Source organism: Nocardioides sp., assembly GCF_016462705.1.
Taxonomy (GTDB): Bacteria; Actinomycetota; Actinomycetes; order Propionibacteriales; family Nocardioidaceae; genus Nocardioides.
In genome coordinates, this window is the sequence record NZ_JAEMSS010000138.1 from 1 (window position 1) to 11,528 (window position 11,528).

Genomic DNA, 11,528 nt, shown 5'->3' on the forward strand with positions numbered 1-11,528 from the left:
TGCGCGCTCAGACTTGCGTCGTTCGGGCCCCCCACCCTCCGCGGGTGGCGAACAAACCCCTGTCCACCCCCCGCAGGAGTCTGTTCCCCCATGCCTGAACCCGTCTCGCTCGCGTCGTCCCCCACCCGACGCGGGCTGCACCGGGCAGTGGCCGGCGGTCTGGCGACCGCCGCCGTCACGCCCCTGCTGGTCGCCGGGGACGCTGCGGCGTCCCCGGCGGCCGCTCCCGGGGCCCCGGAGAAGGGCAAGGGCAAGTGGCACCGGTGCAAGGTGCACCGCAAGCACACCTGCCGGAAGGCCCGGACCTGCCGGCACCGCAAGCACAAGCCCCAGCCCCCGACCGACGACCAGACCGACGACCAGCCCGACCAGCCCACGCCCACCCTGCCGCCGCTCACCGAGCTGCCGGACCCGGCGGCGCTGCACCTGGCCAGCCGGTTCACCTACGGCATGACGCCTGCGCTGCACGCCGAGATGCAGGCCGCCGGCGGCGCTGCCGCCTGGTTCGCGGCCCAGCTGCTGCCCAACACCATCGCGGACCCGGTCGCCGACGGCCTCCAGTCGTGGTGGGCGTCGGTCGACCTCGACACGGCCACGATCGTGCAGCGCGACAAGAGCGGGGTCGAGGCCGGCTGGGAGGCGATGGCCAACTACCAGCGCTGGTGCCTGCTGCGGCGCATCTACTCCAAGCGGCAGGTGCTGGAGGTCGTCACGGAGTTCTTCGAGAGCCATCTGCACGTGCCGGTCCAGGACGACGGCGTCTACCCGTTCCGCGCCGCCTACGGCAAGCTCATCCGGTCCCACGCCCTGGGCCGGTTCGACCAGATGCTCGTCGCCGCCATCACCCACCCCGCGATGGGCGCCAGCCTCGACAACGCCAGCTCGACCAAGAACGCCCCCAACGAGAACCTCGGCCGGGAGCTGCTCGAGCTGCACACCGTCGGGCGCGGCCACCACACCGAGGACGACGTCAAGAGCTCCGCCCGGATCCTCACCGGCTACCGCGTCGACATGTGGCGCACCTGGAACGTCTGGTACGAGCCGAACAGCCACTGGACCGGTGCCGTCAAGGTCCTCGACTTCACCCACCCGAACGCCGCCGCCGACGGCCGCCCGGTCGCGGAGGCCTACCTCACCTACCTGGCACACCACCCGGCCACCGCCACCCGGCTGGCCAAGAAGCTGGCGCAGCGGTTCGTCTCCGACTCGCCGTCGGACGCCCTGGTCGCACACCTCGCCGACGTCTACCTGGCGAACCAGACCGCGATCGTCCCGGTGCTGCGCGCCCTGGTCGCCCACCCGGAGTTCGCGGCCTCGGCCGGGGGCAAGGTGCGCACCCCCACCGACGACGTGGTCGCCACCTACCGCGCCCTGGACGTCACCGTCCACCGGCCGGTGAACGACGGCTCGACGGCCAACTCGATCCTGTGGCAGACCTCGAGCATCGGCCAGATGCCGTTCGGCTGGGCCCGCCCGGACGGGCCGCCCGAGAACGGCGCCGCCTGGTCGTCGGCCTCACGGGTCCTCGCCTCCTTCGACTCCCACTACTCGATGTGCGGGGGCTGGTGGCCGAAGCAGGACGCGTCCTACCACCCGGTCAGCCACTGGGTCCCCCTGACCGGGACGCAGTCGATGCGGTTCGACGCGCTCGTCGACCATCTCTCCCGACGCCTCCTCTGCCGCCAGGCCGGCCAGCGGGTGGTCGAGGCGTGCTGCCTGGCCACCGGCCTCGCTCCCGGCACCGCCATCACCCCCACCCATGCCCTGGTGCGCTGGGGCATGCCCGTGCTCCTGACCACCCTCCTCGACAGCCCGGAGCACCTGAGCCGATGACCGCGACCCCGAGCACCCCAGCCATCCCCAGCAGCACCGAGAGCTGCTGCGACGAGTTCGCCCGCACCGACCGCGCCCGGATCGGGCGGCGCGGGTTCCTGCGTACGGCGGCGGCGCTCGGCGGCGCCGCCGCCGTCACCACCGCCCACGGGACCGCCTTCACCTCCACGGCGTACGCCGCGGCGCCGGTCGACCGAGTGCTGGTGGTCCTGTCGATGCGCGGCGCGTGCGACGGCCTCAGCCTGGTCGTCCCGCACGGCGACCCGGTCTACTACTCGGCCCGGCCCTCGATCGCGGTGCCGTCGAGCCGGCTGCTGGCCAAGGACGGCTTCTTCGGACTGCACCCGGCCCTGTCACCGCTGCTGCCGTGGTGGACCAGCGGCAAGCTCGCCGCGGTCCACGCCACCGGCCTCCCGGCGCCCAACCGGTCCCACTTCTCGGCGATGGAAGAGGTCGAGGACGCCGACCCCGGCTCCGACAAACGGGTCGGCTGGCTCAACAGGCTCGTCGGCCGCAACGGGACCGGCTCCCCGATCGAGGCGATCCAGTTCGGCAGCGGCGTCCCCGTCGCCGCCATGTCCGGTCCGGAGCCGGTCCTGGCCACCTCGGGCGCGGACTCGGTCAAGCTCTCGGCCGCGGGCGATGCGGCGTCGGCCGCCAAGCGCTACCAGTCGATGACCAGGATGTGGGGCGACGTGCCCGGACCGTTGGGCAGCGGCGCGCGCACCGCCCTCGACGTGGTCGACCAGTTCGCGCCGGTGCGCACCGGGCCGTCGACGCCCGCGAACGGGGCGGTCTACCCCGGCAACTCCGACCTGGGCCGGGCGCTCGCCTCCACCGCGCGGACCATCCGCGCCGATGTCGGCGCCGAGGTGATCACCGTCGACCACGGCTCGTGGGACCACCACACCGGGATCGGCCAGCCGGACAACGGCAACCTGCGCCGGATGGCCGACCAGTTCGCGCTCAGCCTGGCAGCGTTCCTCACCGACCTGGGGCCACTGGCCGACAGGGTGACCGTGGTGACGCTGAGCGAGTTCGGCCGGCGGGTGAAGGAGAACGCCAACCAGGGGCTCGACCACGGCTACGGCAACGTGATGTTCCTGGTCGGCGCCGGCGTCAAGGGCGGCCGCTACTACGGCACCTGGCCGGGGCTCACCAACACCACGGACGCCGACCTGCTGGTCACCACCGACTACCGCAGCGTGCTCAGCGAGGTGGTCACCACCGGCCTGGGAGCCTCCACGGCCGCGGTGTTCCCCGGGTTCAGCCCCGAGTCGGTCGGGGTCATGCAGGCGGTCTGACGGACGCCCGGACGGAGCTCAGGCGAAGCAGCCCTCGAGCGCGCTCTGGTCGAGGATCGCGCGGGTCAGCGCCTCGTTGCCGCTCCGGGTGGGGTGCACCCCGTCCTCGATCGTGGTCGCCTCGGTCAGCAGCCCGAGCGTGTCGACGAAGGTGAACCCCTGCCGCGCCGCAGCGGCCCGGACGATGCCGGTGATCCGGTCCCGGTTGGCGACGAGCCCGGCGGGACCCCACGGCACGACCACGACCGTGCAGGCCGGGTCGCCACCGCGCAGCCGCCGGACCTGCGCCATGAACGCCGCCGCCGCCCGGCCTACCTGCCGGTCCGGCACCAGGTCGTAGCCACCGCCCTGGCGGCAGGTCTGGGTGTCGGTCCGGCCGCCTTCGATGACCACGGCACCGGCGCCGGCGACCGCTTCGGCCACCGCCGGCCGGGCCAGCTGGCCGCCGAAGGTGCTGCCGGTGCAGCCGACCCCGCCGGGGTTGACGAACCCCGCGCCGGGCTGGGCGCGGACCTCGGTGCGGGCACCGAGCTCGCCGGCCAGCATGCTCCAGAAGCCCTGCTCGGGGTGGCCGGCCCGGTCGTTGTACCGGGCGGTGACCGAGTCGCCGAAGACGACGAGGGTGTTCGCGGCCCGGATCCGCTCCTTGGCCTGGGCCTTGGCCCCGGCAGCGGTGTCGACTACGGCCTGGACGACCACCGCGGGGGCGAGCGCCGAGCCGGCGTACCGGTCCGACGACTGCGCGGCCGGCACGGTGGCGAGCAGCCCGGCGCCGGTCAGTCCCCACGCGACCATCGCCGCGACCGCGATGGCGGTGAAGCGGCGCTTGGCGACCGCGGGGTGGGACGGGGACATGGCTCGACCAGTTCGACGGGTGGGGCGACGGAGGCGACAACAGAAGTGTGCGGGCAATCGGTCCCTGGCGAGCCCGAACCGGCCAGATTGAGCTCGGTCCGGGCCGGGAGCGACCTCCGCGGGCGCTGCACCGGCCCGGACCGTGGGAACCGGCTCGCGCCGATCCCAAGTGACTCCCCCCAGAGTCACACACCGGAAACGCTCCGGCGGACTCTGTAGTTACGCCGTCAATCATTCGATGACAACCGGGCTAGACCTGTTGTTGCTCCTGGGGCTGATGGGATGGACCGAAGCACGTACGCCGCGGCGCCTGCGCACCTACTCTCGAGACGTGAGCGAGGCACGCGTGGCGGTCGTCATCGAGGACCAGCTCGACCTGCGCGAGCTGACCGAGGTGATGCTCGTCCAGGCCGGCTTCGCGGTCTTCACCGCCGCCGACGGGCCGACCGGGATCCAGGCGGTCCGCGACCACGACCCGCTCCTCACGACGCTCGACGTCAACATGCCCGGCATGGACGGCTACGAGGTCGCCCGGCAGCTGCGCGGGTTCAGCCAGACCTACATCATCATGATCACCGGCCAGGCCGACCCCGCCGACGTCCAGAAGGCCTTCGACGCCGGGGCCGATGACTACCTGGTCAAGCCCTTCAGCATCCGTGACCTGAGGGGCCGCGCTGAGGCGGTGGCGAGCAGGCAGGGACCGACAGACGCCATCGGACCGGTGGCAGCAACGTCACCCACTGTGAACAGCCTGTGAACAATCCTCACTCAAAACGATGATCGGGAATCGAGGGGTCGCGTTATCGCAGGTCAGCACGTAACGTCACTCCGGTCAGCTCTCAGTGTCGAGACCCACCGCTCGACGCTACCGGGGGAGAGCCGATGCGAACACTAGGCAATTCGGTCTTAGTTGAGCGCCTGGCCCGGTGGTGCGCGGAGCGGGGAACTCCATGACTGTCCTGAACGAGGTGCGAGAACGGGTCGGCACCGCCTCGCCCAGCTCGACCTTGCGCTACGTGCCACTCGTCGCGCTGCTGACCGACATCGGTCTGGTCGCGGCGTCGGTGGTGCTAGCGGTCCTCGGTCGGAAGCAACTGTCCCTCTTCACGTCCGCGGCCGATATCTCTAGTCATCTGACATTTGTCGGGCCCCTGCTCGTCCTTGGGTGGGTCGTGGTCGTCTACCTGGCCGGCGGCTACCGAGCCGACGTCTTCGGAGCCGGCACCGACGAGTACAAGCGGGTCTTCAACGCCAGCATCGTGACCGCCGGTCTTCTCGGGGTGGCGTGCTACCTGGCCAAGTTCCAGCTGTCACGTGGCTTCTTCCTGCTCGCCTTCGCGGTCGGAATCCCCCTTCTACTGCTCGGTCGCTGGGCCAGCCGGCAGACGCTGCACCGCGCCCGAAGGGCGGGCCGACTACAACAGGGCGTTGTGATCGCAGGCACGGCGCCGCACATCGACGAGATCGCCAACGTGCTGCGCCGGGAGAGCTGGCTCGGCTACCGGATCATCGGCGCGATCACCCCGGTGCACGACGACCGGGAGGAGACCCCTGCCGGGATCCCCGTGCTTGGCGACACCACCGACGTCACCGCGCTGGTGATGAAGACCGAGGCCGACGTCATCTTCTTCGCCGGCGGCTCGATCGGCACCGGCGCGGCGATGCGACAGGCGGTCTGGGACCTCGAGCAGCACCGCGTGCAGGTGGTCGTGGCTCCCAGCGTCACCGACATCTCCAACCAGCGCATCAAGGTGAGACCTGTCGGGGGGCTGCCCTTGATGCACGTGGACCCACCCACCTGGAGCCATGCCTCGCGCCTGGGAAAGCGCGTCTTCGACGTAGTCGGGTCGCTTTCCCTCCTGGTGCTGCTGTCCCCCGTGTTCGTCGCTGTCGCAGCCGTGATCCGTCTCCATGACGGCGGGCCGGTGCTCTTCAAGCACAACCGCGTCGGCCGCCACGGCGGTTCGTTCGAGTGCTTGAAGTTCCGCACCATGTGTACGGACGCCGAGGATCGGATCAAAGCCCTGCAGGTCGAGCATGGCCAGCAAGCTCTTCTCTTCAAGCTCAAGGACGACCCCCGGATCACCAGGCCAGGGCGGACGCTACGCCGCTTCTCCATCGATGAGCTTCCACAGCTGCTCAACGTGCTCCTCGGCGACATGAGTCTGGTCGGGCCACGACCTCAGGTCCCCGCCGAAGTGGAGCTCTACGACAGCGCCATGAGCCGTCGACTGCATGTGCGACCAGGCGTGACCGGCCTGTGGCAGGTCTCGGGCAGATCGGACCTCTCAGCCGAGGAGGCCGTCCGACTGGACCTCTACTACGTCGATAACTGGTCGATGCTCCAGGACCTGAGCATCCTCGCGAAGACGCTGCGAGCCGTGGTTTCGCGACAAGGCGCCTACTGAAGCACGCGGGAGATCAGCGCGGGTCGTCGAGCAGCCCGAGCAGATAGGTGCCATAGCCGCTCTTCATGAGCGGCTCGGCGGCGGCGGCGAGCTCGGCGTCGGACAGGAACCCCATCCGCCAGGCAACCTCCTCGGGGCAGCCGATCTTGAGCCCCTGCCGGTGCTCGATGGCGCGCACGAAGTTGCCGGCCTCGTCGAGGTCCTCGAAGGTCCCGGTGTCGAGCCAGGCGGACCCACGGGGCAGCACCTCGACCTGGAGCCGGCCCTGCTCGAGGTAGACCCGGTTGAGGTCCGTGATCTCCAACTCGCCGCGCGCCGACGGCTTCAGCTCGGAGGCGATGCCGACCACGTCGCTGGAGTAGAAGTAGAGCCCGGGCACCGCGTAGTGGCTCTTGGGCTTGGCCGGCTTCTCCTCCAACGACAGGGCGCGGCCCGACTCGTCGAACTCCACGACGCCGTACGCCGTCGGATCGGCCACCCGGTAGCCGAAGACCGCCGCCCCGTCGAGCTCGCTGAAGCGGCGCAGCCGCTCACCCAGACCGCCGCCGTAGAAGATGTTGTCGCCGAGCACCAGGCCGGCGGGTTCGTCGCCGATGTGGTCGGCGCCGATGATGAACGCCTGGGCCAGCCCGTCGGGGCTCGGCTGCACGGCGTAGGTGATAGAGATTCCGAACTGGGAGCCGTCGCCCAGCAGCCGACGGAACTGCTCGGCCTCGTGCGGCGTCGTGATCACCAGCACGTCCCGGACCCCCGCCAGCATCAGCGTGGTGAGCGGGTAGTAGATCATCGGCTTGTCGTAGACAGGCATCAGCTGCTTGCTCACGGCGAGCGTGATCGGGTGCAGGCGTGAGCCGGTCCCCCCGGCCAGGATGATTCCGCGCACCCGCAAGACCCTAGAGTGGACTTCCGTGACTCGCCTACTCGTGACCGGCGGCGCCGGGTTCATCGGCTCCAACTTCGTGCACCACGTCGTCAACAACACCGACCTGGGCGTCACGGTGCTGGACAAGCTGACCTATGCCGCCAGCCGGGAGTCCATCGACGCGCTGCCCGGCGACCGGGTCGAGCTGGTCGAGGGCGACATCGTAGACGCCAATCTGGTCGACAAGCTGTTCAGTGACCACGACGCCGTGGTCCACTTCGCCGCGGAGTCGCACAACGACAACTCACTGCACGACCCCAGCCCGTTCATCCAGACCAACATCGTCGGCACGTTCACGCTGCTCGAGGCCGCCCGCAAGCACGACGTCCGGCTGCACCACGTCTCGACCGACGAGGTCTACGGCGACCTCGAGCTCGACGACCCCAAGCGGTTCACCGAGGACACGCCCTACAACCCGTCGTCCCCCTACAGCGCCTCCAAGGCCGGTTCGGACCACCTGGTGCGCGCGTGGGTGCGCAGCTTCGGGGTGCGGGCGACGATCTCGAACTGCTCCAACAACTACGGCCCCTGGCAGCACATCGAGAAGTTCATCCCGCGGATGATCACCAACCTGATCGACGGCATCCCGCCCAAGGTCTACGGCGACGGGCTCAACGTCCGTGACTGGATCCACGCCGACGACCACTCCTCGGCGGTCCTGCGGATCCTCGAGCAGGGTCAGACCGGCGAGACCTACCTGATTGGTGCCGACGGCGAGCGCAACAACCTCCAGGTCGTGAAGGCGCTGCTGGGGATCTTCGGCCGCGCGGAAGACGACGTCGAGTTCGTCACCGACCGGGCCGGCCACGACCGCCGCTACGCCATCGAGTCCGGCAAGCTCCGCGCCGAGCTCGGTTGGTCCCCGCGGTTCCAGGACTTCGAGTCCGGCCTCGCCGACACCGTCGACTGGTACCGCGCCCACGAGGACTGGTGGCGCCCCGCCAAGGACGCGACCGAGGCCTTCTACGCCGCCAAGGGTCAGTAGTGGGCCCCCGCTGGTTGAGGAGGTCGCGCAGCGACCGTCTCAAAATTTCGCAAGCCGCGGCTGGTACGCAACCACTGTGGCCGGGTCCCAGCACAGCCTGCGGTGGTTTCGAGACAGGCGTTAGCGCGCCTTCCTCAACCAGCGGGGGGCTCCATGGCTGAGCTCAGCGTCGAGCCCACCGACATCCCAGGCCTCCTCGTCGTCCGCCTGCCGCTCCACGAGGACAGCCGCGGCTGGTTCAAGGAGAACTGGCAGCGCGCGAAGATGACGGCGCTGGGCCTCCCCGATTTCGGGCCGGTCCAGCACAGCGTGGCCTACAACGCCCGCCGCGGCGTCACCCGGGGCGTGCACACGGAGCCCTGGGACAAGTTCATCAGCGTCGCCCAGGGGCGGATCTTCGGCGCCTGGGTCGACATACGCGAGGGCGACTCGTTCGGCAAGGTCTTCACCATCGAGGCCGACCCCACGGTTGCGGTGTTCGTGCCCCGCGGCGTCGGCAACTCCTACCAGGTCCTCGAGGACGGCACGACCTACTCCTACCTGGTCAACGACCACTGGCGGGCCGGCCTCACCTACCCGGCGCTCAACCTGGCCGACCCCACGGTCGCCATCCCGTGGCCGATCCCCCTGGCTGAGTGCGAGATCTCCGACAAGGACCTCTCCACCCCGATGCTGGCCGACGTCGAGCCGATGAAGCCGAAGAAGACGCTCATCGTCGGCGCCCTCGGCCAGCTCGGCCGCGCCCTCACCGCCGCCTACCCCGACGCCGACCTCGTCGACCTCCCGGGGCACCCGCTGGTTGAGGTGCGAGGCGCGCCAGCGCCGAGCCTCGAAACCCCGCAGCCCTGCGCTGGGGCGCAACCCCAGCCGCTCGACATGACCGACCCCGCCCAGGTCGCCGCCTGGCCCTGGAACGACTACGGCCTCGTCCTCAATGCTGCCGCCTACACCGCCGTGGACGCCGCCGAGACGCCCGACGGCCGCCGCACCGCCTGGGCGGCGAACGCCCAGGCGCCGGCCACCCTCGCCAGACTGGCAGCCGAGCACCGGTTCACGCTGGTGCACTACTCGACCGAGTACGTCTTCGACGGCACCCAGGACCCGCACACCGAGGACGAGCCGCTCTCGCCACTCGGGGTCTACGCCCAGACCAAGGCGGCCGGCGACATCGCCGTCGCCGGAGCGCCCCGCCACTACGTGCTGCGCACCTCATGGGTGATCGGCGAGGGCAAGAACTTCGTGCGCACGATGCAGGCGCTCGCCGAGAAGGGCGTCAGCCCGTCAGTGGTCGACGACCAGGTCGGCCGACTCACCTTCACCGCGGAGCTGGCCCGGGCCACCGCTCACCTGGTCGACAGCCAGGCGGCCTACGGCACCTACAACGTCAGCAACGGCGGCCAGCCGATGTCCTGGTGCCAGGTGGCCCAGGAGGTGTACGCGCTGAGCGGCCGCGACCGCGAGGACGTCTCCCCGGTGACGACGGAGGCCTATTACTCCGGCCAGGAGGGTCTCTCCCCTCGCCCGCTGCGCAGCGTCATGGACCTGACCAAGATCGAGGCCACCGGTTTCGAACCCGAGGACGCGATGACTGCCCTGAGGCGCTACCTGAGCTGATCACCTCGGTGGTTCTGACCTGATCAAGCGTTGGTCGAGGTGCGAGGCGCGCTAGCGCCGAGCCTCGCACCCAGTGGTGTCAGTCGCTGCGCCCGTAGTCGTCCTCGAGCCGGACGATGTCGTCCTCGCCGGTGTACTCACCGCGTTGGACCTCGATGATCACCAGCGTCTGGTCCTGCTCGTTGGAGATCCGGTGCGGCTGCCCGATCTCGACCTCGACGCACTCCCCTGGGGCGGCGACCCGCGTCTCGCCGTCGATCACGCAGGTGGCCTTGCCGGACGCCACGATCCAGTGCTCGGCACGGTGGTGGTGGTACTGGTAGGACAGCCGGCTGTGCGGGCTGACCACGATCCGCTTGACCTTGTAGCCGTCGCCCTCGTCGAGGACGTGCCACGACCCCCACGGTCGAGTCTCGGACTCCACATGCCCACCTTATGAGTCGTGACGATCTGCGGAGCCGCCACCCTACGTCGCGCGAAGACGTTGTCAACGAACGTCTCGGGTTACTGTTGGGTGGACATTTCCGGGCACTGGCCCGCGAGACACCATGGTGAGCGGGGACCAGGCGTGGAGCTCAAGGACTACTGGCGGACGATCAAGCGCCGCTGGGTATCCGTGGTCGTGATGCTGCTGTTGTCCGCGAGCGCGGCGGCGTTCGTCACCTGGCAGACCACCCCGCAGTACTCTTCGACCGCTAGGCTCTTTGTGGCAACCAGCCAAGGCGAGGTCAACGCCGCTGCCGGCGACACATTCGCCAACCAGCGTGTCTCCTCCTACGCCGACCTGGTGCCAAAGTCGCCCCGGCTGGCCGGTGACGTTGTCGCTCTGCTCGACGACGGCACCGACCCCGATGAGTTGCGCGCTCAAATCGCGGCGAGCGTCGTTCCAGAGACGGTCAACCTGGAGCTGACCGCCACCGACCCAGACCCAGAACGAGCTCGGGACATCGCGCAGGCGTACGCGCAGGCATTGAGCGATCTGGTGCCAACCCTGGAGCCAGCCTCGACCAACGGCGAGCAGATCATCGTGGCGCGCGTGGTCGACAACGCCCAACTGTCCACCACGCCGGTGTCACCACAGCCGGTGCGCAACCTGGGACTCGGTGTCGTCCTCGGGCTCCTGCTCGGGGTGGCGCTGGCCGTGGTGCGCGAGCTGATGGACACCACCGTCTCCTCGGCCGAGGACGTCGCCGAGGCCACGCCGGCGCCGATCCTGGGCCGAATCAACGCCGACCCGGCGGCGGCCAAGCTCACCCCTTCCGCTGCGCTGTCGGGCGCCAGCCGGTGGGCCGAGGCGTTCCGCGTGCTCCGCACCAACATGCAGTATGTCGAGGTCGACCACGACAAGAAGGTCTTCGTGGTCACCAGCTCGCTGCCCGGCGAGGGCAAGACCACGACCGCGGTAGGCCTGGCCGTGACGATGGCGATGGGCGCCCACAGCGTCGTGCTCATCGAGTGCGACCTGCGCCGGCCGATGGTGGCCAAGCGCCTCGGGGTCGACAGCGCGATCGGCACCACCAATGTGCTGGTCGGCAAGGTCAAGCTCGAGGACGCGCTCCAGACCTACGACGACACCGGCCTGCACGTGCTGGCCTGCGGTCCCATCC

The 11,528-nt window shown here is 70.0% G+C and carries 10 protein-coding genes; 7 read left to right on the top strand and 3 right to left on the bottom strand.

The genetic code is table 11. The features are described from left to right. Positions 1-90 precede the first annotated feature (90 nt). Both JHD21_RS16055 and JHD21_RS16060 read left to right on the top strand, forming a co-directional pair. Positions 91-1,833 (top strand): DUF1800 domain-containing protein, encoded by a 1,743-nt coding sequence (locus JHD21_RS16055; protein WP_292677244.1) that lies wholly within the window; start codon positions 91-93, stop codon positions 1,831-1,833. Further along, entirely contained in the window at positions 1,830-3,137 is a 1,308-nt protein-coding gene (locus JHD21_RS16060; RefSeq protein ID WP_292677246.1) for a DUF1501 domain-containing protein, read from the top strand. Before JHD21_RS16055 ends, JHD21_RS16060 begins: the two co-directional genes overlap by 4 nt. A gap of 18 nt (positions 3,138-3,155) precedes the next feature. On the opposite strand, the gene JHD21_RS16065 is transcribed toward JHD21_RS16060, so the two are convergent. Next, positions 3,156-3,992 (bottom strand): SGNH/GDSL hydrolase family protein, encoded by an 837-nt coding sequence (locus JHD21_RS16065; protein ID WP_292677248.1) that lies wholly within the window; start codon positions 3,990-3,992, stop codon positions 3,156-3,158. Between the two features lie 331 nt (positions 3,993-4,323). Here JHD21_RS16065 and JHD21_RS16070 point away from each other — a divergent pair, with 331 nt between their 5' ends. Together JHD21_RS16070 and JHD21_RS16075 are read left to right on the top strand one after the other, a co-directional pair. Continuing rightward, positions 4,324-4,749, top strand: coding sequence for a response regulator (locus JHD21_RS16070; protein ID WP_292677250.1), 426 nt, complete (start codon positions 4,324-4,326; stop codon positions 4,747-4,749). A gap of 193 nt (positions 4,750-4,942) precedes the next feature. After that, on the top strand, positions 4,943-6,400 hold the full coding sequence (locus tag JHD21_RS16075; RefSeq protein WP_292677252.1) for a sugar transferase: 1,458 nt from the start codon (positions 4,943-4,945) through the stop codon (positions 6,398-6,400). A gap of 13 nt (positions 6,401-6,413) precedes the next feature. Here JHD21_RS16075 and rfbA read toward each other — a convergent pair whose 3' ends face one another. After that, positions 6,414-7,283: a glucose-1-phosphate thymidylyltransferase RfbA gene (rfbA, locus tag JHD21_RS16080; RefSeq protein ID WP_292677254.1), complete on the bottom strand. Its 870-nt coding sequence runs from the start codon at positions 7,281-7,283 to the stop codon at positions 6,414-6,416. Here rfbA and rfbB point away from each other — a divergent pair. After that, on the top strand, positions 7,270-8,307 hold the full coding sequence (gene rfbB, locus JHD21_RS16085) for a dTDP-glucose 4,6-dehydratase (protein ID WP_292677256.1): 1,038 nt from the start codon (positions 7,270-7,272) through the stop codon (positions 8,305-8,307). The two genes, rfbA and rfbB, sit on opposite strands and share 14 nt — an antisense overlap. 153 nt (positions 8,308-8,460) lie before the next feature. Next, a complete protein-coding gene (locus JHD21_RS16090; protein WP_292677258.1) occupies positions 8,461-9,921 on the top strand; it encodes a sugar nucleotide-binding protein in 1,461 nt (486 codons plus the stop codon). 79 nt (positions 9,922-10,000) lie between these two features. Here the strand turns inward: JHD21_RS16090 and JHD21_RS16095 are convergent, their stop codons facing one another. Then, on the bottom strand, positions 10,001-10,345 hold the full coding sequence (locus JHD21_RS16095) for a phosphomannose isomerase type II C-terminal cupin domain (protein ID WP_292677260.1): 345 nt from the start codon (positions 10,343-10,345) through the stop codon (positions 10,001-10,003). 18 nt (positions 10,346-10,363) lie between these two features. On the opposite strand from JHD21_RS16095, the gene JHD21_RS16100 reads away from it, so the two are divergent. Further along, positions 10,364-11,528: Wzz/FepE/Etk N-terminal domain-containing protein (locus tag JHD21_RS16100; protein ID WP_292677262.1), on the top strand; the 1,165-nt coding region annotated here is incomplete at its 3' end.